Source organism: Lacticaseibacillus porcinae (assembly GCF_003946305.1).
Taxonomy (GTDB): Bacteria; Bacillota; Bacilli; order Lactobacillales; family Lactobacillaceae; genus Lacticaseibacillus; species Lacticaseibacillus porcinae.
Window position 1 is genome coordinate 18,803 of record NZ_RHNS01000022.1, and the last position, 23,104, is coordinate 41,906.

Below are 23,104 nucleotides of genomic sequence, written 5' to 3' on the forward strand. Positions count from 1 at the left end.
GAGTAATTACCCTTTTGCGTTAAAATAGATCATGAGCAAATGTGATCTCTGAGGAGGAACAGCCATGACAAATTCCATTGCAGTCGTCGGTAGCATTAACGTCGACAGTATCTTACACATTGATCGGCTCCCACAGCCTGGTGAGACAATCAGCATGCAGACTTTTTCGAAAGCTGCTGGAGGCAAAGGGGCCAATCAAGCGGTGGCAGCGGCACGTGCAGGTGCAAAAGTGGCGTTTATCGGTGGGGTGGGTCATGATGACAACGGTCGATTTATGTTGCACCAAATGGCCGCTGACGGCATTGATACGCAAGGGGTGACGACTTTTGCAGACGCGCAAACAGGTCAAGCCTACATCTTGTTGCAAGCCAGTGGTCAAAATTCCATCATTGTCCAGCATGGGGCAAACTTTGTCTTGCGTGCTGAACATATCATGGATCGCCAAGCCACTTTAACCGATGTGGATTATACGATCGCGCAGTTTGAAGTGCCGACTAGCGTCATTCAAGCGGCGTTTGACCAGACAAAAGCAGTGGGGCACCATACGATTTTAAATCCAGCTCCTGCACAAACTGAGCTTTCAGACAAATTGTTGGCAGTGACGGATCTTATTGTCCCCAACGAAACTGAAAGCGGGCTGATCACTGGGATCGCAGTCACTGATTTGGCTTCAATGCAAGCCAACGCCGCGTGGTACCATGATCATGGGGTGCAAGCTGTGATCATTACTTTAGGGGCTAAAGGCTCATACGTTTCATATGGGGACTTAGAGATGATCGTGCCTGCGTTTAAAGTCAAGGCTGTCGATACCACTGCTGCAGGGGACACGTTTATCGGCGCTTTGGCCGCTGAGCTTAACCCAGATTTCAGCAATTTTGAGACTGCGATCCGCTATGCTAGCATGTCCAGTGCGTTTACTGTCCAAACCCTTGGTGCGTTTCCTTCGATTCCCCAGCGTCAAACCGTGGTTGATGTCTTAACGAATCGTTAATGGTGAACTGCAACGCACTGAGACAACTTTTGTTCATGTCGGTTCTGGCGCGTGCCAAATGACACGCCAAGAAATAACAGTGCCCCTGTCACGGTTTGATCATTGACCGTGACAGGGGCACTGTTATTCTTAAGGACCTATCCAATAGATGTCTAGGTTGACGTGAACTAGGACTCGTCAATCATGTTCTGTCGGATCCATCCGGACGATGCCAACTTTTGCAAACAGATGAATCGCTGTTTGCATGGCGTCGTTTAATTTGACATGATCTGTTGCTGATAAGCCGGCTAAACGTGCATTGATCCGACCTTGGACTTTGCGCATGTGCGCTTCAGCGACGGCATCGCCAGCTTTGGTGCGCATCACTAACACTTGCCGCCGATTCTCAGGATTATGGATCCGTTCGACAAAATTTTGCGCTTCTAAAGCCGCGATCGTCCGGGTCAGCTGTGGGGCAGTGGTGCCCATTAACTCGGCAAGTTTACTCATGGTAATCCCTGGATGCGAGTATACCATGATCAGTGTCATGATTTGTTGTGGCGTTAATCCGAGCTCTTCGATTGAGAGGTTCTGCATTAAGCCTTGCGCCAAAGTGGCAAATAACTGACCGAATAGTTCAATGTGTTCATCTGATGTTGCGTTCCCCATGCATACTCCTTTGGACCATTTTCATAAAAAATTCAGCCTTAGGACCTATCTTTCACAAAATGGTCATGAATCAATTGACAATTGTTAAGTATGCCGATATAGTTAGCAATTGTCAAGTATCCATGTCGGCGCAGTCCGCGTGGCATCAAAGGGGAGAGCAACGTGCTTGAATTAAAACATATCAAGAAATATTACAATGTGGGTGGCACCACGACCAAAGCCCAAGACGATGTGTCCGTGGCTTTTCGCCAACAAGAATTTGTGGCGATCTTAGGGCCTTCAGGTTCTGGGAAAACCACCATGCTCAATATTATTGGTGGGTTGGATCGCTATGACTCAGGCGACTTGCTGATCAAAGGCAAATCGACGAAGGCGTTCAAAGACGCCGACTGGGATGCTTATCGGAATAACTCTGTTGGTTTCATCTTTCAGTCCTATAATCTGATTTCTCACTTGTCGATCATCGACAACGTGGAAATGGGAATGACGCTTTCTGGTGTGCCAGCCGCTGAAAAGAAACAGCGTGCTGAAGATGCTTTGATCCGCGTCGGCTTAAAAGAGCATATGCACAAGTCCCCGCAACAATTATCTGGTGGGCAAATGCAGCGGGTGGCCATTGCCCGTGCGATTGCTAACGATCCAGAAATTTTGCTCGCTGATGAACCAACTGGGGCCCTGGATTCTGAAACTTCAGAAGAAATCATGAAGTTGATCCGTGATTTGTCCAAAGAACGTTTGGTCATCATGGTCACGCATAATCCACAATTGGCCCGGAAATACGCGGATCGGGTGATCGAATTTGCTGACGGTCAGATTCAACATGATTCCAATCCCCATATTGAACATGAAAAAACTGATGAGTTCAAACTCAATCGCACCAAAATGAGTTATTGGACTGCGTTGAAGCTGAGTTTCAACAACATTCGGACGAAAAAAGGGCGCACGTTCTTAACTGTATTTGCTTCCAGTATCGGGATCATTTCCATTGCTGTAGTGTTGGCTTTGTCCAACGGCTTCCAAAAGCAAATCGATAAAACGCAGTCAGAAGCAATGGCGTCAATGCCAGTGACCATTTCACAAACTGGAACAGATACCAGTTCGATGATGACTGGGACGAAAACCAAGACTTTCTCGAAAGCAGATCATCTCACAGCAGAGAAATCAGATGCCGAAAAAGCCCAACATACCAATAAATTGACCAACCAGTATTTGGATTATATCAACCAAATGCCGAAAAAAGATGCCAAAAACATCGCGGTCACTTATGGTACTGGGATGAACTTGATTCGAGAAGTCGATGGCAAATACAAAACTGTGACCTTCTCGACCTCTGATCCTGATAGCAACACAGTCAATGCTAGCGCGATGATGGCGGCTTCGACTGGGATCGGTGGTTCGGTTTATCCGATCGATCGCAATGGTGGCCAAAGTTTCTTGAAAACTTACTACAAAGTGATCGCGGGGAAATACCCAACCAACGCTAACGATATCATTTTGGTTGTGAACAAAGATAACTCTGTTGATATTAACGCCTTGAAGAACCTTGGCTATACGGCTAAAGAAGGTCAAAAGGTGCAATATAAAGACTTAGTCGGCACTCAAGTTAAAGTTGTTGCCAACAACGATTATTATGCAAAGTTGCCGACAGGGACTTATATGCCAGGTACGGATTATGCCAAAATGGCGAATGCGTCAAACACGAAGACGTTGACCATTGCTGGGATCGTTCGCGTGAAATCCAAGAACTCCGATGGCTTGTTATCCAGTGGGATCGCTTATAGCGCTGCCTTGACGAAAGATGTGTTGAATACTAACAAAAACTCTGACATCGTCACGGCACAAAAAGCGAGTGCTACCAATGTGATCACTGGGCAAACCATGGATAATTCCACGCGTTCTGCCTTGTTGACCAGCTTAGGTGGCTCCAGTAAGCCAAGTTCGATTCAAATTTATCCAACGACCTTTAAGTTGAAAGATAAAGTGTTGGCATATTTGGACAAGTACAACCAAGGCAAGTCCAAAGCAGACAAAGTAGTTTACACCGACTTAGCCGGCACTGTGTCTGATATGACCGGTGGTTTGATGGATGCCATCACCTATGTCTTAGTCGCGTTTGCTGGGATCTCGCTGGTGACTTCAATGATCATGATTGCGATCATCACTTACACATCGGTTCTGGAACGAACCAAAGAAATTGGGGTCTTAAAAGCATTAGGGGCCCGCAAAAAAGATATCACCCGTGTGTTTGACGCTGAAACCTTTATTTTAGGATTTGGTGCTGGGATCTTTGGGGTGATCGTGGCATGGGCATTGACCTTCCCGATCAACTCCATATTAGCGGGTGTTACCGGCTTATCTGGTGTGGCAGTGTTAAATCCAGTTCATGCCATTGTCTTAGTTTTGATTTCGACAATTTTGACGATTCTCGGTGGGCATGTGCCTGCGCGCATGGCTGCGAAGAAAGATGCAGCGATCGCGTTACGAGCAGAATAATCACAAAGAAACGGTTGGCCCTTCAGGCCAGCCGCTTTTTTTTGACGAAAAATAGCCGTCAATGACGGCAAATTTTGCGTATGTACCTGGGCGTGCTAGCGGGGAAACCGCCTACCCAGGGCTTTTTGTAAGCATTGAAAGCATTCAGGTAAAGCTCATGTGCCGATCGCGGTGTGCGACCCGGTCTGCATCGATGCATAGATGGCACAAGCCTGCAGGTCGACCGACGCCGCAAGACCCCGTTACTTCTTCCCGGAAATCATTCTTTGCGCGCATATCGAAACCGGTCGGAATTAACTTGCCCTTAATATAACACGATTGCAACCGATTGCAACAAGAAACATTGTACCTAAATGTACAAACTCAGGCTTAAAGTGACAAGAATTTCATCAAAATAATGATGGTGTCCAAACCACAAATAAAAAAACACCGTCTGACTGCATTCAGACGATGTTTCAAAGATGAAATGTTAACGACTAAGCCCAATCGCCATGACGAAAAATCGGAACGCGTTTGCCATCTTTTGTGATGCCATCAATATCCATTTCCGCCGAACCCATCATGAAGTCGACATGGGTGTCTGCGACATTCAATCCATGAGCTTTGAGCTCATCAGCACTCATGTCAATCCCACCCGCGATCGAGAAAGGATAAGCAGTTCCTAAAGCCATGTGATCAGAGGCGTTTTCATCAAAAAGGGTGTTGTAAAAGATGATCCCAGATTGACTGATCGGACTTGGATCTGGTACCAAAGAGACTTCACCAAGCGATCGGGCACCAGGAATTGCCAGTAAGTGTTGCAAGGTTTCATCGCCTTGATCGGCATGGGCAGCAACCACTTGCCCTGCTTTAAAAGTGAAATGCATGCCTTCCAAAATCGTGCCAGCGTAGGATAAAGGTTTTGTAGAAGTAACTGTGCCATCAATGCGACGGTTATCAGGGGCTGTGAAGACTTCTTCAGTCGGCATATTAGCCATGAATTCTTCGCCTTGAGGATTGAAGGAGCCAGCGCCTTCCCAGATATGATTTTCTGGTAAACCAACAGTCAAGTCAGTACCAGGGGCTTGATAATGCAACGCATCAAATTGCATGTCATTGAGCCAAGCAGATTTGGTGGAAAGCGTTTGGTCATGTTGTTTCCAAGCGGTTGCAGGATCAGGTTGATCGATCCGCGTGGTTTTGAAAATTGCGGTCCAGAGTTGGTCAACTGCAGTGTCGACATCGACATCCGGGAAAACCTTCTTGGCCCATGCAGGCGTTGCCGCACCAAGAATTGTCCAAGAGATCTGATTGTTTGAAATGGCGTTGATCAAATTGCCATAGGCCTTTTGGAAGCCATTTTGGAAGCCTGCGATGCGTAAAGGATCAATACCAGCTAAATTATCGGGATCGCCGCTGGTGACGGTGATGCGTTTGGCGTGATGATCCAACCAATAGTTAAACCGCGCTTCAACATCGGGAGATTGATTGAACAACCGGTCTTCGGCTTCGTGTTGCATGTGCAAGCGCGTAATGGCGTCATCTTGCCACCAAAGTTGCACTTCAGCTGCACCGCGTTGATATGCCGCTTCAACAATTAACGCCGCAAAGTCACGTAATTCAGTGCTGATCTGTAAGTAGACGGTGTCACCAGGTTTTACCTGAACACCAGTATCGACAGCCAAAGTCGCATATTTTTTTAAATTCTCAGTGAAATTTGGTAAAGTCATGGCGCTTCCTCACTTTTTTCTCATTTGATTCATCATACCATAATCGCTGTTGGTTCACCTAGATAACAATTGTGGTGGCGTCAAGACGGTCAATTTCAAACTAGAATCGGAAAAGTTTAGTCTTGAAAAGGGCGACTGAATGACTTTAGTATTTTCTTAATAATAATGATTGCGTTTTCGAAAAGCTTTGGTAAAATAACATTAGAACAAACAATGGGGTACTGTTTGAAAGTGGGGGAACCGCATGGCGCGCAAGAAATCAATTACTGATATACAAATTTTGGACATGGCGTATCAAATCGTCATTGAATCTGGTTTTAAAGTCTTTACGGCTCGCAATATTGCCAGACATTTGAACTGTTCCACGCAACCGATCTACTTGGAATTCAACTCAATGGGGGAGTTGAAAAAAGCTGTGATGATGCGGTTGCGCAAGGAATTAAAAATTGCTCTTGGTCAACGTTACACCGCTGATCCGCTAGTCGACATTGGGTTGGCTTTTGCCGATTTTGTGGTCACGCAACCGGTGTTATATGATGCTGTTTTTGTAAAAGCTAATTTTGGGGTTGATGCTGTTCGAGACTTTTTGAATCAGCAAGCTGATTTAATTCTAAGCGATTATCAACCGGCAGCGACATTGACTGATCATCAACGTGAAGATCTGATTAAAGGTTTATGGATCGTTGGCACTGGGGTAGGGAGTCTAGCGGCTAGCGGTTTTGTTCAATTAACGGATAATCAACGCAGCGAAATGATGCTTGCAGTGTTGCAAGACTTCATTGCCAATGGGCGTTTCACTAACGCACCTTCAGCCATTGCCTTAGATCAAGCTGCAGTGATGTAAACTGGTCGAGCCTCGTGGAGGCTCGACTTTTTCAGTGGAGGGACATCATCAATTCTTTAATTTCAGATATCTTAAAGACGCCATTGCCAGTTGGCGTGGACCAACGGCGGGCATTAGGCAAAAAGCAACGTGATGAAACACCGATCAGTGCTTTAGGTCATCGCCCGGTGATCACCCGGTCTGCGCCGCACTTCATTCACACGATTGAAAGTCATCTCATTGCTGAATTGTTGCCGATGCGTCATCAACGGATGCTTGCAGGGCCAGCGGCTTTTTTCCGTGGGACTGCAGAACTGATGGCGTACGATTTGCGTCATGAAGTCAATAGTGGCATTGAAGTGCTGAGCTCTGGGGATGCACATTTACAAAATTTTGGCTTTTATGCTTCGCCTGAGCGACAATTACTGTTTGATTTAAACGATTTTGATGAAGCCGCGGTGCTTCCTTTTGAATATGATGTCAAACGCTTAGCTACCAGTGTTTATCTACTTGGCGCACAGATGCATTTTGATGCTGATCAAATGGATACATTGGTTAAACAAGTGGTCCGCATCTATCGCAAAAGCTTAAAAACCAGTTTTAAACAAACGCAGCTTGAGCGCTTCTATACCACTAGCGAAGTGCATGCGTTGATCGGTGGTATTGATGCCAAAGCAGCTGGGTTGATCGATAAAATCGTCACCAAGGCGAAATCTCGTGATCAAGCGTCAGTGATCAAAAAATACACCCAACGCACTGCAAGCGGGCAATTACGCTTTAAAGTGTCGCCGCCGCGCTCGATTCATGTTGAAGCAGACACTGAAGTCAGCTTGATGCAAGGGCTTTTAGCCTATCGTGAAACCACCCGCGCAGATGTCAATTTGTTGCTCCATCAATATCATGTGACTGATATGATTCGCCATTCGGTGGGGATCGGCAGTTTTGGTACCCATTGTTACTTGGTGTTACTAATGGGTCCTAATGGCAGTTCAATTGTGTTGCAGATCAAAGAAGCTTTACCAGATCGCCATCACCTGAGCTTGCAAACCGACTCTGCTAGTTTACAATCTGAAACGCAAGCAGGGCAGCGCATTATCGCTGCCACTCAGATCTTACAAAAAGCTTCTGATCCATTTTTAGGGTGGATGACGATCGGTAAGCGCAGTTTTTATGTCCGACAATTTCGGGATATGAAAGAATCTGTTGATGTCACGAAATTGAATTTCGAGCAATTTCAAGCATACAGTGAAATATGTGCACAATTGCTTGCCAAAGCCCATGCTCAAAGTCCGCAAGCTGCGGTGATTTGTGGCTACTTAAATAAGGACTTTGATGCCGTGATCCAATCATGGTGTTTGGATTATCTCCATCAAGTGGTCAATGATTTTGCGGCGTTTGCTGGCCAGTTTGAATAAAACCGCTTCACGTCACATTTTTCAGTTGAGTTTCGGCGTGAAGATGCCTAGAATAGATAAGGTGCGTTTTTCAAGAATTGGTAATGTCGAAGCAAATTCGGCGCTTTTTTTGCGCGGTTGCGGTTATAATCAAAACGCACGAATAGATTCGGCAAATTTTGGTGAAGGGTTCTGATGGATTGGTAACAGCGCAGGCGCCAGGTAAGCTTTATATCGCTGGTGAATACGCGGTGGTGGAAACAGGGTACCCCGCGGTGATCGTGGCATTAAATCAATTTGTAACGGTGACAGTGACGAAAGCTGAGGGCATTGGGCGGATCAATTCCAAGCAATATCAAGAAACCAGCTTAACTTGGCAACGCAATGGCGACGAAATGGTCTTTGATAATCGGGACAACCCGTTTCATTACATTTTAAGCGCGATTCGTTGCACCGAAATGTATGCTCGTGAACTCGGACGTAACTTATCGGTATACACCATGGATATCGATTCTGATCTTGACGCCAACGATGGCAAAAAGTATGGCTTAGGCTCTAGTGCTGCGGTCACCGTGGCAACAGTCAAAGCTTTGGATCAATTCTATGCCCTTCACATGACCAAAGCCCAGTTGTATAAACTGGCTGCCATCGCCCATTTGGACATTCAAGGTAACGGTAGTTTAGGGGACATTGCAGCTTCTGTGTATGGCGGTTGGATCGCTTATCGCTCGTTTGATAAAGCATGGTTGGCTGCTGAACGTCGTGAACATGGGTTGGCAGAACTTTTGGAAATGGACTGGCCGCAGCTGTCGATTGAGTTGCTACAAGCACCAAAAGAAATGCAACTGTTGATCGGTTGGACCGGTTCTCCGGCATCAACCAGTCGCTTGGTTGATAAAATTGCAATTGCCCAAGCTAAAGAACGCGCCGAATATCAAACCTTTTTAAGTGCCAGCAAAAATACCTTGGAAGGGTTGATCGAAGGCTTTCGTCAACATTCACTTTCTGCGATTCAAGCCGGCATCCGCGCTAATCGACAATTGTTAAATCACTTGGCGCAATTGTCTGGTGTTGAAATCGAAACGCCGATTTTAAAGCAAATGTGTGATTTAGCGGAGAATGCCGGTGGCGCTGCGAAGTCTAGTGGTGCTGGTGGTGGTGACTGTGGGATCGCATTGGTGGATGCTTCAGTCGACCAAAGTGCCTTAATGAAACAATGGGAAGCTGCCCAAATTGAACCATTAGCCTTTCAAGTGCATGAAGTGCTTTAATCAAAAAATGTCGCGACGTGACCTTTACCCCAAAAGTTGGAACAAAACTTTGGGGGTAAAGGTCATCCGGCGGCATTTTTTTATTTTCAAAAAAGGCGCCTCATGTTGAAAGGCTCAACATGAGACGCGATAACGTTAATGCACATAGAATTGATCGGCTTGTTTCGCTAATAAATCAGCAATGGCTTGATTGCCTGCATCATTTGGGTGATAACCATCGCCGCTGCCAGCCCAACTCTTTGCGCCTGACTGGGCAATATTGCTGGATTTTTCATACACCTTAGAAATATCGACCACTGGTACTGTGTATTGTGTTCCGACAGCTTTGATTGCATGGTTATACGATGTACTGGTGTCGGCTTTCCATGTCGTTAATAAAATAAGCTTTGTTTTTGGTAAGTCGGATTTAAAGCCTGCGACTAAGTTCGCCAGATTGGTTTGAAACGTGGTTGCATCAGCGTAGTTGGGATTTGTTTGGTCCTGTTCATTGGTACCCAGTTCAATCGTGATCAGATTTGGTGCCATCGCCACCACTTTATCGTAGTTTGGTTGCGCAATGCTGGTGATCGTAGCTCCTGCTTGCCAAAAGCCATCAAGGGTCGCTTTATAGCCCAACGTGTCTTTTAAATAGCGGGTGAAGACATATTGATAAGCCATATTCTCTTTGCTGGTGTAGTCGCCAGCAGCTAAACTATCGCCTAAAGCCACATATTTTAATGATTGATCATGACCGACCTTTTGATTGACCTTGTTTGTTTTGTGCGTGGTAGTTGATGAACTGACCGCTGAGCTACTGTTGGCAGCTTGTTTTGCAACTAAAGCTGCATGTGAAGCCTTTTGGGCGGCGAATTGATCCGCTTGATGTTGGCGACCAAAGAAAATAATCATGCCGAGTGCGACCAGCGCCAAAAGTGCGGCAAAAAATAGCCCAATTTTTTTCATAAAAACGTTCCCCCGATAAGTAATACCTTAATCTTACCAGATATTCGTTCAAGTTTGCTTCAAACCTGCTGTTAAGTCTTAATTCGCCGAAATTTTACGTTCTTTTCACCCATTTCGCAGGCAATTCGGGTATGATGGACATATACCTTGAGGAGGATAAGCCATTGAAAGTACGCAAAGCTGTGATCCCTGCAGCGGGGCTCGGGACCCGCTTTTTACCTGCTACCAAAGCTTTAGCCAAAGAGATGTTGCCGATCGTTGATAAGCCAACGATTCAATTCATTGTTGAAGAAGCTAAAGCATCAGGTATCGAAGATATTTTGATCGTGGAAGGGAAACAAAAACGTTCCATTGAAGATCATTTTGATTCTGCGCCTGAATTGGAACAAAATCTGGAAGCCAAACATAAAGACAAACTGCTGGAATTGGTTCACCAAACCACTGATATCGGCGTTAATTTATTTTTTGTCCGCCAACCTTATCCACGTGGTTTGGGGGATGCGGTACGTTTGGCGAAATCGTTCATCGCTGACGAGCCATTCGTGGTGATGTTGGGTGACGATTTGATGCAAGATAAAGTGCCATTGACGCAACAATTGATCGATGCCTACAATGAAACCCATGCTTCAATTTTAGCGGTTAAGAAAGTGCCACATGAAGAAGTTTCTGCATATGGCGTGATCGACCCTGAAAGCGAAGTGAAGCCTGGGTTATTCAACGTCAAGAAATTCGTTGAAAAGCCAGCAGTTGAAGATGCGCCTTCAGATTTGGCCATCATTGGGCGCTACTTGCTGACCCCTGAAATTTTCGACATTTTGGATAATCAAAAGCCTGGCAAAGGCAACGAAATTCAATTGACTGATGCCATTGACGAATTGAACAAGACCCAACGCGTATTTGCGCATGAATTTACAGGGGATCGCTTCGACGTCGGCAATAAGTTCGGATTTGTTCAAACCACGATCGAATATGGTTTGACACATCCTGAGGTCAAAGATCAATTACGACCATACATTTTAAACTTAGCTGAACAACTCAAACAAGCTGATAAGCCAACAAAACCTGCAAAATAAGCAAAAACTCCGCCCAAATGAGCGGAGTTTTTAATTGGCTTGAAGTTTGATTCGAGTGGTTTGTTCAAAAGCATGCGCGGCATTGACTAATATGGGTTGATCATCGTCAGTTGCCAAAGCGCGGATGCCGACGGTTGCTTTGGGATGCCCTAAAATGCCGTTGAAATTGGTGGATTCATCGATATGGTCATAAGTCGAAATCGCTAACCCGCCACCGTTAGCTTGATACCTTAACGTCCAGCGGTCATCGCTAAGTTGGACGTGGGTTTGCGTGGTTTGAGTCGCTGCCACAGGCTTGGTCATGTCACCAAGGGTCATTTGCTGATGATCGATAGTTCGAGCAGGATCGCCAGTTAACATGAAGGCTAAATTGTAGTTAGGCCGCAGTTCAATTGGGGTATCACTTTGAACTTGCAGGTGAATGGTCCAAACGTTGTCGTCATCCAGTTGATGGGTGACAGTGATGGTTTGGGTACCAGGCAAATCGTTGAGCCCATCAGTTAAATGCAACTGCATCACCACAGTATTTTCAATAATTTGGGCCTCCCAGTTCCAATTTTGCCAATCTGTGCGAGTGGGATGTAGGCAATCTGGACCCATTAAGGCCCCAAAAGGTTCAGGTTGCTGAAGGTAATCTTGCAAGGTGACAAAGCCTGCAATCAAATTGGGATCTGCACCTGTTTGATCGGGTAACCGTAACTGTTGTACTCGTGCACCAAAAGTAATCAGCCGAAGCGCCAGGTGATGGGAATTTTTTAACGTGTACTGGGTGATAGTTTCGCCTTGTAGTCTGGCGAAAAGCTTACTTTCAATCGACAAGAAACCGCTTCCTTTTGTGTTTCTTCTAGCGTACCGAAAAAATGCAACAGAATCAACCCAAAGTCTTAGGCAAAGCACCATTATTTCTGGTACGCTTAAAGCTAAGGAGGAGCGCTCATGATTCATAATGTATTGTGCCGCGGGTATCAGCTATTATTGGCGTTGTTTGCCATTGCTTTACTTTATTCGTTTTGTTTACGCGGCTATTGTCCCACCAATTGGAAAAGCCACTTGGATCTGGCTGCCTTCATCTTGATTTCTGTGTTTGTGGTCGTCAATGCGTTGTGGGTGTATCGCCGTCATTTTCGCTATCGTGATTTGCAAATGGATCAAGTGGATGCCATGGAAGGCGATGAATTCGAGCATTTTTGCGGCTACTTGTTGAAGCGTAACGGCTATAAACACATCAAAGTGACACAAGCCAGTGGCGATCAAGGGATCGATATTATTGCTGAAAAAAATGGAAAAACGTGCGGATTTCAGTGCAAGCGGTATACTGGATTTGTCGGAAACAAGGCGGTCCAAGAAGTTTGGACTGGTCACAATTTTTATAAACTCGATGAGGCAGTGGTGTTGACCAATAGTGAATTCTCAGATTCTGCCATCGAGTTGGCAGATTCGTTAGGCGTGCGATTAGTCGATCGTCCACGTTTGAAGCGGATGATGCGCCGCTTGCCGAGTTAAATGAGGAGCCAGTATGCAATTAGGGTTAAAAGCCAGCACTGATGAAGTGCAAATTCAAAATCGCTTACAACATCATCCAGATGTATTTGAGTTTCACTTGACGGAAGCAGATTTCACGCCAGAAGGCTGGGCACATTTTCAAGAAATGGTGGCGTGGGTGCAACAAAGTGTGCCTCATGTCGTTTTTCATCATCCGATGAAATGGCACGGGTTGCGGATGGAGTTGTGCGTCAACAAGTTGATGTTTCCACAGCTTTATCAATTTGTGATGCAATCATCGCGGCGTTTGATCAACTACGCCAAAGCAGTCGGGGCTGTCGCCTTGATCCATGGCGGCTACGGGTTGCATCCTGGTGAACATGATTTTGCCAAAGACTGGCCAGATCTGGCAACTGCCCAAAAAGTGGTGCTTGGGCGGATGCTTGATTTTACCGCAACGGCACCAGATAATGTGGTGTTTGAAAACTCTTTGTTGCCAGTGTTTGCTTATGGTGATCCTGAATTTGAAGATCGCCTACTTGAGTTGCAGTTACCATTGGCGTACGATGTGTCGCATGCATTTATTTATGTGCACGGTGACAACAACAAGTTGATCGCTTCGATGCGACATTTGCGGCCATTTGTCCGCCACTATCATTTGGTGGATTCCATGGGAAAAACGCATGATAGTTTGGTGCTAGGTGAAGGTGAGATCAACTGGAAGCGGGTGATTCACGCGATGAACTCCAATGCCACGTCGATTTTTGAGATCAATTTGAAGAATCAAAATAATTGTGAAGAGATGCTTGCCAGCCAGTGGTATCTCGAAGGCTTGATCGCCGCCGAGAAAAATGCACAGTAATCCCAAAAAGTCGGCTTGGTGCCGGCTTTTTTTGTTCGCAAAACCCTTGAAACAAAAATATTGTGCGGGTAACATAAATACTAATGTAAATTTATTTACGGGGGTGTTGAGGTGACCGCGCAACAAAAAGGGTTTATTTGTGCGATTCTAGGGCCAGTACTATGGGGTGTATCCGGTAATGTCGCGGAATGGTTGTTTGGACCGGCGGGTTTGCAGCCTGACTGGTTGGTTGCAGTACGACTGTTGGCTTCAGGAATCTTGTTAATGGCTTGGTGTTTGCTGACGCAACGCGACGCGACGATAGCAGTATGGAAGAATAAACGCCAGTTACGTGGGGCGTTGATTTTTGGACTTGGGGGTGTCGTGGTATCGCAGTTTTCTTATTTCACTGCGGTCGCCACGTCGAATGCACCAACCACTACAGTTTTACAATACTTAGCGCCATTATTCATTGTGATTTACTTAGCGATTAAGGAACGTCATTGGCCACAACGCATTGACGTGATTTCATTGGCAGTGGCGTTTGTCGGGATGTTATTGCTGGTGACGCATGGTCGCTTGACCACCTTAGCCTTGACCCCTCAAGGGTTGTTTTGGGGCATTGCGGCAGGCGTTGGGGCAGCGCTGTATACTTTAATGCCAGTGAAGTTGCTTCAAGAAGTCCCGGCACAAATTGTGATCGCATGGGCGATGTTGTTTGCAGGGCTGGTGTTGTCCCCGATTTTATTTTTGACGCCGGCACCGGTGATCACTGGGCAAGTAGTTTTAGGGATCGGTTATGTGACGTTGTTTGGAACGTTGTTTGCCTACTTGTTATACCTCGCGAGTTTAAAAACGGTGCGTCCGACAGTAGTGGGGATGTTGAACGTCTTTGAACCGCTAACGGCGACTGTCGTGGCGATCTTGGTGTTTAATGCGCATTTTGGATTAGCTGAAATTGTCGGTGGCCTTTTAGTGCTGAGTACCAGCTTCATTCAATTGATTCCGATTCACAAGAAAAATCCGGTCACTTCGAAGTGAACCGGATTTTTTTGATGATTGGGTGACTTTCAGAAAAAAGTGAGAAAGCTGTTGACCAAATGAGAAAATGGGTGTTTAATTAGAAACATCAATTATGCAAGGGGATTTATGGCAATGGTAAAACAACGACAACTCGCAGTTGCAGCTTACTATTATGGCTTTTACTACTTTAGGTAGTGTCCGTGCATCTAGCACGGACGCAAACACGTTCGTGTCTAAGGTGGCTAAGCCCTTTTTGCTTGCTGGTTAGACATTGTCTAGCTGGCGGAAGTAAACCATATTTCCGATTGAATTCGCCAACTACTCGACTAGTTGGCGAATTTTTGTTTATAAAGGAGAATTTCTTATGGATCAAACACTCAGTGCCAATATGCAACGTCGCTTATCGTTAAGCTTATACATCAACTATATCGTCCATGGCATCGGTTTGATCATCATTGCCCAAAACATGCAGGCCTTATCAGCTAGCTGGCATGCCCCAGTGGCAACCGTCAGTTTAGTTTTATCAGGGGTGGGATTGGGACGCTTCCCTGCTTATTTCTTATTTGGTTTCATCGCGGATCGGTACGGTCGCAAAGTTTGTATCAATGTTGGGATGGTATTGTACCTGGCTTTCTTTGCTGGGATGATGATCACCCACAGCTTACCAGTCGCATACGCTTTGGCCATGTGTGCCGGCGCCGCCAATTCCGCGTTTGATGCCGGGTCTTATACCACATTTGCTGATCTTGGCGGCAAAGCCAAAGCGTCTAATGTCTTGATCAAGGCGGCGATGTCATTAGGGGAATTCATTTTACCGATTTTTGTCGCTTACAGTGAAGGTATCGGTGCATGGTATGGTTGGTCTTTTGCAATCGGTGCGGCGTTGCTAGTGATCAATTTGATTTTAGTGGCACCGTTGAAGTTTCCAGCGATTCAACATCATACCGAAGCGGAAGTGGAAAAGGCCCAAGGGTTGTCGAAAACTAAGCGGTGGATCGCAACGATCGCTTTGGCAATGTACGGTTACACATCCATGGGGTTGATGATTTGGTTTACCCAATGGATCAGCCTTTATGCCACCAAAGTGTTACACTTTTCTAATATGAATGCGCACTTATTGTTATCGAGCTATTCCATCGGCAGTATCTCTGGGGTGTTGGTGATTTTCATGTTATTGCGCAAAGAAGCCCCTGAAGGCATCGTTTTATTGAGCCTCAACTTGTTTGGGTTGTTAAGCTTAGCGGCAGTATGTATGGTCCACACACCACTGGTTGGGATGGTCGCCGCGTTTGTCTTTGGACTTTCTGCTGCTGGTGGTGGTATGCAAGTCGGCTTGACGATGTTTTTAACCTTGTACCCCAATATCAAAGGCATGATCACTGGAATCTTCATGAATTTTGGGAGCTTAGCAACCTTCTCAGTGCCTTTGATCACTGGGTGGCTTTCTGCACATCTCAGCTTAGCGGCTGCTTTGCGTGGCGATCTTGCAGTTGCGGCTTTTGGATTAGGCTTAGTTATTGTTGCACGCATTTGTTTACATCAACCTAAGGCATCAGTTCAGGAGGTCCCATCATGGCAATAGACACCCAAGCACAAGCCGGTTTAGTCGCAGCCCGTCAACATATCAATGAACTGGATCAACAAATTGCCGCCTTGCTGGCAGAACGATTTGAAACTGTTGATGAAATTGCGCGGTTGAAGCAAGCTGCCCAAGTCCCAGTAAAAAATCAAGCCAGAGAAGCGCAAGTTTTGGATCAAGTCGCTGATGCGATCGGTTCAAAGCAACTCGCACCACATGCGCGGAAAATTTTTGTGACCATCATGGCAGAATCGCGTGCTTATCAAACGCAAAAAATCAAGACGTCAACTTTGGAGGATAACTAATGGATTACATGACAGCAGGAGAATCACATGGTCCGCAACTCACTAGCATTTTAACCGGGGTGCCGGCAGGGTTACACCTAGATATCGATGCGATCAACTCAGCTTTAGTAGCGCGTCAAGGCGGCTATGGGCGCGGTAGTCGCCAAAAAATTGAACATGACACTGTCCAAATCGTCGGCGGCGTCCGGCACAGTATCACAATGGGTGGACCGATCGCGTTGGTGATTCAAAATCGTGACCATGGGCACTGGGGTGAGATCATGTCACCAACTGCTGAAGAAACCCCTGAAAATACGTTGCGACAAGTGACACGTCCTCGTCCAGGCCATGCCGATTTGGTTGGCGGGCAAAAATATGGGCACCACGATATGCGGAATGTGTTGGAACGCTCCAGCGCCCGTGAAACGGCGATGCGCGTAGCAGTCGGGGCGATTTGTAAACAATTGTTGCAAGCTGTTGGTATCACCATTGTCGGGTATGTTGATCAAGTGGGGTCAGTGAAAGGCCCAGCAGAATCACCTTTAGATGTCGCAGAAATTGAAGCGGCGATCACTCAAAATGACATGCGGATGTTGGATGACCAACAAGTCGACCGAATCCATTTGTTGATCGATGAAACGCGGCATGCGGGTAACACATTAGGTGGGATCGTCCGCGTCGTTGCCAACGGTGTGCCAGCAGGATTAGGCAGCTATACCGCATGGAATCAAAAGCTTGATGCCAAAATTGCTGCTGCAGTTGTTGGCGTCAATGCTATCAAAGGCGTTGAAATCGGTGACGGCTTTGAAGCAGCGGAAAATCTGGGTTCTGAAGTGATGGACCAAATTGATTGGCATGCCGGCCAAGGTTATTCGCGGTTATCCGATCACTTAGGTGGGTTTGAAGGTGGTATGACCAATGGTATGCCGATCGTGGTGCGCGGGGCGTTAAAGCCGATCCCAACGCTTTATCAACCATTGCAATCTGTTGATATTCATACCCATGAAGTGTCTAAGGCCAATGTGGAACGATCAGATACCACAGCAATCGTCCCAGCATCGATCGTCGTAGAAAGTGCAGTTTCTTTTGAGTTAGCGAAAGTTCTTTGTGAGACTTTTGATGATGCCAACTTGGCACGGATGCAACAACAAGTAGCGGACTACCGCTCAGAATTTGATGCCTTTTAGGAGAAATAATGGATAAACAATTACAAACCAATGTCGCTCATGGGTTACATGGTCAACTGGCAGTGCCAGGCGATAAAAGTATTTCTCATCGGGCAATCATGATCGGGAGTTTGGCGACGGGTGATACCTTGGTGCATCACTTTTTAACTTCCGCTGATTGTTTGGCGACTTTGCAAGCATTCAAAGACCTTGGGGTACAAATTGAACGTCAAGGTGATGAAGTGGTGGTGCATGGCGTTGGTATGCATGGCTTACAACCACCGCATCACGCCTTACAAATGGGCAATTCGGGTACAACCACGCGCTTGATGATGGGATTGTTGGCGGGTTTGGCTTTTGATACGACTTTGATCGGGGATGATTCCTTGTCCAAACGTCCGATGCGCCGGGTATCTGAGCCGTTGCGCGAAATGGGTGCAAACATTGAGACCACTGATGGCCACTTACCTGTCGTAGTTCTCGGTCAACCCTTAACTGCTGCAGAAATACAGTTGAAAGTCGCTAGTGCGCAAGTGAAATCCGCGTTGATTTTTGCCGGGTTGCAAGCAACAGGGAAGACTGTGATTCATGAATTGTTACCCACGCGAGATCATTCTGAAAACATGCTCAAAGCTTTTGGTGCTGATTTAGAGGTTTCCTCAGATCAAATGACTATCAGAGTTGGACAAACGGATCAACTCATCGCTCAAACCGTTCAAGTGCCTGGTGACATGTCCAGTGCGGCGTTTTTCATGGTTGCGGCGACGTTGATCCCAGGTTCTGATGTGACCTTGACGAATGTGGGTTTGAATCCATCACGGCGAGGATTACTAGACGTGTTGGTGCAAATGGGTGGCCGAGTTGAAGTCAGCGAAACTGTCAGTGCCGGCGAATCTGTGGGCGATATCCGCGTGCAAAGTGCCAATTTGCATCCCATCAACTTAACGGCGGAACAAATTCCCGCGATTATTGATGAATTACCGCTGGTGGCGCTGCTGGCAGCAAAAGCTGATGGCATCAGTACCATTCACGGCGCTGAAGAACTGCGCGTCAAAGAAACCGATCGCATCGCCTGTGTTGAACAAGAGCTCGGTAAACTTGGGGCCAATGTCAAGGCATTACCTGACGGGTTCGTGATCGATGGGCGGACCCCTTGGCAAGGACATGATACCGTACTTGACAGTCATGGTGACCATCGCATCGGGATGATGTTAGGATTGGCAGCCTTGTTAGTAGATCGCAAGCTGACCTTAAAACATGCGGATGCTGTTGGGGTGTCTTATCCAGAATTTTTCGATGATTTGAACACCTTGTTGGAGGCATAAGATGACAACTGTGTTTATTGAAGGGTTAGGGTTGATCGGTTCAAGTTTAGCCCGTGCGATTCGGCAACGACGTGGTGATGCCACTGTGATTGGCCATGATCAAAACCCAGAAAGCTTGGCTTGGGCTAAAGCTCATCAAGTCATCGATGTCACTGCCAATCACGGCTTAGCAGACGCCAATAACGCCGATATCATTATTTTAGCGACGCCAGTAACTGAAATTGTCCGCGAACTCAAACAATTGGCGACGTTGCCATTAAAGTCAGGTGTGATCGTGACTGATACCGGGAGTACCAAAGCTATTGTCATGCAAGCTGCGCAATCGTTAATGGCCAAAGGCGTGACTTTTGTGGGTGGCCATCCGATGGCAGGCTCTGAAAAATCAGGGGTCCAAGCTGGGCGTGCGAGTTTATTTGCAGAGGCCCATTATTTTCTGGTGAATGGCAATGCCAGCGATGATCAAATCTTGGCGCTGCGCAATATCTTGTCTGCAGCAGGGGCTTATTTTGAAATATTAAACGCGACGCAACATGATCAAATGGTCGCGCAGATCTCTCACGTCCCGCATGTTGTGGCGTCAGCATTAGCCATTAGTGCGGCCAAAGGTTTAACGGATCAACCGCAAGCGTTGCAGTTTTCCGCTGGCGGTTTTCGCGATACTACGCGGATCGCAGCCGGGGACCCGACGATGTGGACGGCAATCATGCAAAGCAATACTGATGCGATCGTTAGCGCATTGGATGCTAACTTAGCTACCTTGCAACATATGCGCGATTTAATTGCCGATCACGACGTCGACGCGATGCATGCGTGGTTTGTACAAGCCCAACAAGTGCGACAAAGTATTGATCCACCTAAGGAGGTATAGCCCATGGCAGTGATTTTAGTGGGGTTTATGGGGGCTGGAAAAACCACAGTCGGTCAAACATTGGCACGAAAAATGCAATGTACCCACCGTGATTTAGATGATTTGATCATCGAATCAGCAGGCAAATCCATCCCAGAAATTTTTGCAGCGCGGGGAGACGCAGGATTTCGCCAATTAGAACATGAAACCTTGGTCAAAGCGTTAGATCATATTGAAATCTTATCTACTGGTGGCGGAACTCCGATGCAACCAGCAAACTTTGATTTGTTAAAAGCCAAGCAAACGCCAGTCGTGCTGCTTGAAGCGAGTGCGACAACGATTCTCAAACGCATCGGTCGTGATGCCAATCGGCCGCTGGTGCAACAACTCGGATCCGATGGGTTAGTGGCACTGCAACAAAAACGTGATCCCCGCTATCATGAATTGGCGGATCTGGTGATCACCACGGATCATTTATCGCCGAATCAAATTGCTGATCAAATCATTAATTGGTTAGCGCAACACTAAAAAATCGCCAGTTCGAATTTTTTCGAGCTGGCGATTGGTATTTAACGCTTCACTTTTACAGGGATCAAGGCGCGACGGCGATTATGACCGGCAGCCATCACTGTGGAGGCTGCGATCAAACCAAGGGTAATGGTAAATACAGCAACATGGGCTAAAGTCGTCATAGAAATTCCTTCTTTCGCATTTGCTTGTTGGTTGACGATAAAGATATTATGCCGAGCAATCAAGAAGTTTTTGTGTCTAAGCTCATAAGGATTGGTTAAGCTATTGACGCATCTTGGAAAAATCGTTACGCTTTAAGTAAACACTCAAAGAGGCGCAACATGGCAGAATCTGATCTGAAATTATATGACCAAGCCCATTTATTTGATCATCTCACCACCAAGCAACGGCAGATCATTGCCGCAGCAATCGATGTCTTTGCTGAAATTGGTTATGCCAATGCGTCGACGAAATTGGTGGCCCAACGTGCTGGCGTCGCAGAAGGTAATTTATTTGCCAAATTTAAAAATAAAGCTGGTTTGCTTGATGCGATTTTACAACCAGTAATGACGCAAATTGTCCCGAAAATCTTCAATGATTTCATCGGCGCCAGTGCTAAACACCCCGAAACCGACTTGAAAACTTTAATTCGCCAGCTGGTGTCAGAGCGGATCGACTTTTTAATTGCCAACGCCAAAGTCTTGAAGTTATTATTCAGTGAACTGGCTTATAGTCAAAGTCGACGTGATCTGCTGGCCCAAGCGATCCCAGCACCACAAATTGCACGGATGGGGCAGACCTTTACTGAACTAAAACAACAAGGACAGTTAGTGGACTGGCCGGATGCAGAAATCTTTCAATTATTGTGGTCATTGCTTGGCGGTGCCGCCGTGAATTATTTATTTTATCAGCAAGTGCCTGATGCTGATAAGCTGACGCGTAGCATATTGAAAGTTTTGCGACCATAATCAAAAATCCCCGTTTTTTTCCACGGGGATTTTTTTAATTGACGATATCTGCTTCATGCCAAAGTAAATCATAAGGGGTTTGATAAATGGCTTCAAATGCCGCTTGGCGCTGCAAGTCGTCTGCTGCGAGCATTTTTAAACTCGCTGCGCGGGCAGATAACGTTGAATCTGGGTTGAGGGTTTTGAGAATGTGCACGGCGTATTCACCTTGAGCATTGATCGCGACAAACATTGAAATGACCGGCACTTGGAGTTGGGCGGCAAAATAATAGGCCCCACGTTGACCAGGTCGAGGTTTGCGATAGTTCAACCACAGGGCTTGCTCCGGATAAATCAAAACTGGCGCTTTGTGTAAGCGGGTTTGAAGTTGGGGGATAAACTCTCGCCCCATATAATGTGTGTCAGCAGCGATCGGTATCGTATCGGCATGGCGCATTAACCAGCCTAAGCCACCCTTCATCGCCAAGTTGGTTAACTCACTCACAATAAACAGGCGATGATTCCCTAAGGCTTTGCGGACAGCCAAATTCTCTAATGGCGCAAAATGATTGCTTACGACAATGGCGCGATGATCGACAGGTAAGTTCTCCAAACCATAAACTTTAACCTTCCGCATGTTCCAGGCGCAAGCAACATGCATGACGATGCGGGCTAACCCGGTGTTTAACCGACTTAAAATTGTGTCGTGTTGCCAGTTCGCCAACACTTGCTGTGCTTGGCTTTTTGATAATTCAGGATCGCCGATCATCACGTTGCGATGCCACGCCAAGTCGATGACGGCTTGATGGATGTTTTCAACGACAGAAGTCATAAGGCAACCGCCACACCAGCATCGCGGATATTGGCAAAAGTTGTTTCAAGTTGTGCGATCCGATCTGCTGAATCGACGAGGGCTTGCATGTGGACTTGATCAGCAGCTTGTTGGTCATAGTTGGTGAGTTGGGCATGTAGCGTTTGGGCAAAAGGCGTCAAGTCGGCATAATACCAAAAGGCATCTTGATAAGCGACATTGGTGTAATGCCAAGGCTTGGCAAACAAGTTGAAGTGAACGATTTGGGCGAGGCCAGCATCGCCTTGTCGATTCCAAGATGAATCTAGCCATAACACCCGTTGTTGGACAATCGCATTTAAATAATCTTGATCAGGGGCCAAACTTTGAAAGTGATAAGTATGTAGCAACGATAAGAAGTGGTCAGTGAAGTCAACAGTCCGCATGGCAGCTAAATTCATCACCAAAACACCGGAGTTTAAATAATGTTCAGCAGGCACACCAATGGCCACGCGAGCATAGCGATTGGTGACAGGGTCATTGGCAATGAAAGGATCACTGACGGCGCCAACTAAATGCTGGGCCAAATGATGGTCATATAATTTGGCGACATCTTCTAAAATCAAAGTGTCTGCATCTAAATACACGGCTTTTTTTAATGATTTAAACAGTTGCGGAATAAATAACCGCAAGTAAATCGTGAAAGTGAAGTAATCACAACGCAACTTGTTGCCGGTATCGTCGATTTGCGCTAAGGTGTCGGCATCAATGGTGACAAATTCCAAATGGACCAAAGGATTTGTGATCATCGCCATCAAGGTGTCGCGAGTTGATTGACTGAGATTTTGAGCCAACACGATCACCTGATAGCCGCGAGGATCATGCGCATGGGCTTGCAGCGATTGTAAACTCACTGCAAATGGTGCGGCATAATGGTCATCAATGGAATAAAATACTGGGATCATC

23 protein-coding genes are annotated in these 23,104 nt (G+C 46.4%); 16 read left to right on the top strand and 7 right to left on the bottom strand.

Features of this window, described 5'->3' with window-relative positions; translation table 11 throughout:
* Positions 1-64: 64 nt before the first annotated feature.
* Complete coding sequence (gene rbsK / locus EKM92_RS12465; RefSeq protein ID WP_125711292.1) at positions 65-991, top strand: ribokinase; 927 nt, start codon at positions 65-67, stop codon at positions 989-991.
* Positions 992-1,168: 177 nt separating this feature from the next.
* On the opposite strand, the gene EKM92_RS12470 is transcribed toward rbsK, so the two are convergent.
* Complete coding sequence (locus EKM92_RS12470) at positions 1,169-1,639, bottom strand: MarR family winged helix-turn-helix transcriptional regulator (RefSeq protein WP_125711294.1); 471 nt, start codon at positions 1,637-1,639, stop codon at positions 1,169-1,171.
* A 162-nt stretch (positions 1,640-1,801) separates the two neighbouring features.
* Between EKM92_RS12470 and EKM92_RS12475 the strand changes: the two genes are divergently transcribed.
* Positions 1,802-4,132: an ABC transporter ATP-binding protein/permease gene (locus EKM92_RS12475; RefSeq protein ID WP_125711297.1), complete on the top strand. Its 2,331-nt coding sequence runs from the start codon at positions 1,802-1,804 to the stop codon at positions 4,130-4,132.
* 476 nt (positions 4,133-4,608) lie between these two features.
* Here the strand turns inward: EKM92_RS12475 and EKM92_RS12480 are convergent, their stop codons facing one another.
* Positions 4,609-5,841: an aminopeptidase gene (locus EKM92_RS12480; protein WP_125711299.1), complete on the bottom strand. Its 1,233-nt coding sequence runs from the start codon at positions 5,839-5,841 to the stop codon at positions 4,609-4,611.
* 244 nt (positions 5,842-6,085) lie between these two features.
* Here EKM92_RS12480 and EKM92_RS12485 point away from each other — a divergent pair, with 244 nt between their 5' ends.
* The 3 genes from EKM92_RS12485 to EKM92_RS12495 all read left to right on the top strand — a co-directional run bounded on the left by EKM92_RS12485 (position 6,086) and on the right by EKM92_RS12495 (position 9,329).
* Positions 6,086-6,685 carry a TetR/AcrR family transcriptional regulator gene (locus EKM92_RS12485; protein ID WP_125711301.1) on the top strand — a complete coding sequence of 200 codons (600 nt, stop codon included), beginning with the start codon at positions 6,086-6,088 and terminating at the stop codon, positions 6,683-6,685.
* Positions 6,686-6,729: 44 nt separating this feature from the next.
* Positions 6,730-8,079, top strand: coding sequence for a DUF2252 domain-containing protein (locus EKM92_RS12490; protein ID WP_420812596.1), 1,350 nt, complete (start codon positions 6,730-6,732; stop codon positions 8,077-8,079).
* A 179-nt stretch (positions 8,080-8,258) separates the two neighbouring features.
* On the top strand, positions 8,259-9,329 hold the full coding sequence (locus EKM92_RS12495) for a phosphomevalonate kinase (protein WP_125711306.1): 1,071 nt from the start codon (positions 8,259-8,261) through the stop codon (positions 9,327-9,329).
* Between the two features lie 135 nt (positions 9,330-9,464).
* On the opposite strand, the gene EKM92_RS12500 is transcribed toward EKM92_RS12495, so the two are convergent.
* Positions 9,465-10,271 carry an SGNH/GDSL hydrolase family protein gene (locus EKM92_RS12500; RefSeq protein ID WP_125711308.1) on the bottom strand — a complete coding sequence of 269 codons (807 nt, stop codon included), beginning with the start codon at positions 10,269-10,271 and terminating at the stop codon, positions 9,465-9,467.
* 164 nt (positions 10,272-10,435) lie between these two features.
* Between EKM92_RS12500 and galU the strand changes: the two genes are divergently transcribed.
* The gene (gene galU, locus EKM92_RS12505) at positions 10,436-11,344 is read left to right on the top strand and encodes a UTP--glucose-1-phosphate uridylyltransferase GalU (RefSeq protein ID WP_125711309.1); all 909 of its coding nucleotides are present in this window, start codon (positions 10,436-10,438) and stop codon (positions 11,342-11,344) included.
* A 30-nt stretch (positions 11,345-11,374) separates the two neighbouring features.
* On the opposite strand, the gene EKM92_RS12510 is transcribed toward galU, so the two are convergent.
* Positions 11,375-12,163 carry an aldose epimerase family protein gene (locus EKM92_RS12510; RefSeq protein ID WP_164510002.1) on the bottom strand — a complete coding sequence of 263 codons (789 nt, stop codon included), beginning with the start codon at positions 12,161-12,163 and terminating at the stop codon, positions 11,375-11,377.
* A 117-nt stretch (positions 12,164-12,280) separates the two neighbouring features.
* On the opposite strand from EKM92_RS12510, the gene EKM92_RS12515 reads away from it, so the two are divergent.
* The 9 genes from EKM92_RS12515 to EKM92_RS12550 all read left to right on the top strand — a co-directional run bounded on the left by EKM92_RS12515 (position 12,281) and on the right by EKM92_RS12550 (position 20,419).
* Entirely contained in the window at positions 12,281-12,847 is a 567-nt protein-coding gene (locus tag EKM92_RS12515; RefSeq protein ID WP_420812595.1) for a restriction endonuclease, read from the top strand.
* Positions 12,848-12,860: 13 nt separating this feature from the next.
* Positions 12,861-13,688 (top strand): sugar phosphate isomerase/epimerase family protein, encoded by an 828-nt coding sequence (locus EKM92_RS12520; RefSeq protein ID WP_125711313.1) that lies wholly within the window; start codon positions 12,861-12,863, stop codon positions 13,686-13,688.
* A 111-nt stretch (positions 13,689-13,799) separates the two neighbouring features.
* Positions 13,800-14,708 carry a DMT family transporter gene (locus tag EKM92_RS12525; RefSeq protein ID WP_125711315.1) on the top strand — a complete coding sequence of 303 codons (909 nt, stop codon included), beginning with the start codon at positions 13,800-13,802 and terminating at the stop codon, positions 14,706-14,708.
* 346 nt (positions 14,709-15,054) lie between these two features.
* Positions 15,055-16,272, top strand: a complete 1,218-nt coding sequence (locus EKM92_RS12530; RefSeq protein WP_225420811.1) for an MFS transporter — start codon at positions 15,055-15,057, stop codon at positions 16,270-16,272.
* Positions 16,263-16,574, top strand: coding sequence for a chorismate mutase (locus tag EKM92_RS13800; protein ID WP_164510003.1), 312 nt, complete (start codon positions 16,263-16,265; stop codon positions 16,572-16,574). The genes EKM92_RS12530 and EKM92_RS13800 overlap by 10 nt, the downstream gene beginning before the upstream one ends.
* The gene (aroC, locus tag EKM92_RS12535; RefSeq protein ID WP_125711317.1) at positions 16,574-17,740 is read left to right on the top strand and encodes a chorismate synthase; all 1,167 of its coding nucleotides are present in this window, start codon (positions 16,574-16,576) and stop codon (positions 17,738-17,740) included. The genes EKM92_RS13800 and aroC overlap by 1 nt, the downstream gene beginning before the upstream one ends.
* 8 nt (positions 17,741-17,748) lie before the next feature.
* Entirely contained in the window at positions 17,749-19,044 is a 1,296-nt protein-coding gene (gene aroA, locus EKM92_RS12540) for a 3-phosphoshikimate 1-carboxyvinyltransferase (protein WP_125711319.1), read from the top strand.
* A gap of 1 nt (position 19,045) precedes the next feature.
* Positions 19,046-19,912: a prephenate dehydrogenase gene (locus EKM92_RS12545; RefSeq protein WP_125711321.1), complete on the top strand. Its 867-nt coding sequence runs from the start codon at positions 19,046-19,048 to the stop codon at positions 19,910-19,912.
* Between the two features lie 3 nt (positions 19,913-19,915).
* Positions 19,916-20,419 (top strand): shikimate kinase, encoded by a 504-nt coding sequence (locus EKM92_RS12550; RefSeq protein WP_125711322.1) that lies wholly within the window; start codon positions 19,916-19,918, stop codon positions 20,417-20,419.
* 41 nt (positions 20,420-20,460) lie between these two features.
* Here EKM92_RS12550 and EKM92_RS13835 read toward each other — a convergent pair whose 3' ends face one another.
* The gene (locus EKM92_RS13835) at positions 20,461-20,583 is read right to left on the bottom strand and encodes a hypothetical protein (RefSeq protein ID WP_263853899.1); all 123 of its coding nucleotides are present in this window, start codon (positions 20,581-20,583) and stop codon (positions 20,461-20,463) included.
* Between the two features lie 159 nt (positions 20,584-20,742).
* On the opposite strand from EKM92_RS13835, the gene EKM92_RS12555 reads away from it, so the two are divergent.
* Positions 20,743-21,369 carry a TetR/AcrR family transcriptional regulator gene (locus EKM92_RS12555; RefSeq protein ID WP_125711324.1) on the top strand — a complete coding sequence of 209 codons (627 nt, stop codon included), beginning with the start codon at positions 20,743-20,745 and terminating at the stop codon, positions 21,367-21,369.
* Between the two features lie 34 nt (positions 21,370-21,403).
* Here the strand turns inward: EKM92_RS12555 and EKM92_RS12560 are convergent, their stop codons facing one another.
* Both EKM92_RS12560 and EKM92_RS12565 read right to left on the bottom strand, forming a co-directional pair.
* Positions 21,404-22,180, bottom strand: a complete 777-nt coding sequence (locus tag EKM92_RS12560; protein WP_125711326.1) for a lysophospholipid acyltransferase family protein — start codon at positions 22,178-22,180, stop codon at positions 21,404-21,406.
* Positions 22,177-23,103: a glycosyltransferase family 8 protein gene (locus EKM92_RS12565; protein ID WP_125711328.1), complete on the bottom strand. Its 927-nt coding sequence runs from the start codon at positions 23,101-23,103 to the stop codon at positions 22,177-22,179. Before EKM92_RS12565 ends, EKM92_RS12560 begins: the two co-directional genes overlap by 4 nt.
* Position 23,104: the final 1 nt, after the last annotated feature.

What these genes read in the sequence shown, in the direction of transcription:
- rbsK (WP_125711292.1), top strand. Translation starts at nt 65, where the DNA reads ATGACAAATTCCATTGCAGTCGTCGGTAGCATTAACGTCGACAGTATC.
- EKM92_RS12470 (WP_125711294.1), bottom strand. Translation starts at nt 1,639, where the DNA reads ATGGGGAACGCAACATCAGATGAACACATTGAACTATTCGGTCAGTTA.
- EKM92_RS12480 (WP_125711299.1), bottom strand. Translation starts at nt 5,841, where the DNA reads ATGACTTTACCAAATTTCACTGAGAATTTAAAAAAATATGCGACTTTG.
- EKM92_RS12485 (WP_125711301.1), top strand. Translation starts at nt 6,086, where the DNA reads ATGGCGCGCAAGAAATCAATTACTGATATACAAATTTTGGACATGGCG.
- EKM92_RS12500 (WP_125711308.1), bottom strand. Translation starts at nt 10,271, where the DNA reads ATGAAAAAAATTGGGCTATTTTTTGCCGCACTTTTGGCGCTGGTCGCA.
- EKM92_RS12515 (WP_420812595.1), top strand. Translation starts at nt 12,281, where the DNA reads ATGATTCATAATGTATTGTGCCGCGGGTATCAGCTATTATTGGCGTTG.
- EKM92_RS12520 (WP_125711313.1), top strand. Translation starts at nt 12,861, where the DNA reads ATGCAATTAGGGTTAAAAGCCAGCACTGATGAAGTGCAAATTCAAAAT.
- EKM92_RS12530 (WP_225420811.1), top strand. Translation starts at nt 15,055, where the DNA reads ATGGATCAAACACTCAGTGCCAATATGCAACGTCGCTTATCGTTAAGC.
- EKM92_RS13800 (WP_164510003.1), top strand. Translation starts at nt 16,263, where the DNA reads ATGGCAATAGACACCCAAGCACAAGCCGGTTTAGTCGCAGCCCGTCAA.
- aroC (WP_125711317.1), top strand. Translation starts at nt 16,574, where the DNA reads ATGGATTACATGACAGCAGGAGAATCACATGGTCCGCAACTCACTAGC.
- aroA (WP_125711319.1), top strand. Translation starts at nt 17,749, where the DNA reads ATGGATAAACAATTACAAACCAATGTCGCTCATGGGTTACATGGTCAA.
- EKM92_RS12545 (WP_125711321.1), top strand. Translation starts at nt 19,046, where the DNA reads ATGACAACTGTGTTTATTGAAGGGTTAGGGTTGATCGGTTCAAGTTTA.
- EKM92_RS12550 (WP_125711322.1), top strand. Translation starts at nt 19,916, where the DNA reads ATGGCAGTGATTTTAGTGGGGTTTATGGGGGCTGGAAAAACCACAGTC.
- EKM92_RS13835 (WP_263853899.1), bottom strand. Translation starts at nt 20,583, where the DNA reads ATGACGACTTTAGCCCATGTTGCTGTATTTACCATTACCCTTGGTTTG.
- EKM92_RS12555 (WP_125711324.1), top strand. Translation starts at nt 20,743, where the DNA reads ATGGCAGAATCTGATCTGAAATTATATGACCAAGCCCATTTATTTGAT.
- EKM92_RS12560 (WP_125711326.1), bottom strand. Translation starts at nt 22,180, where the DNA reads ATGACTTCTGTCGTTGAAAACATCCATCAAGCCGTCATCGACTTGGCG.
- EKM92_RS12565 (WP_125711328.1), bottom strand. Translation starts at nt 23,103, where the DNA reads ATGATCCCAGTATTTTATTCCATTGATGACCATTATGCCGCACCATTT.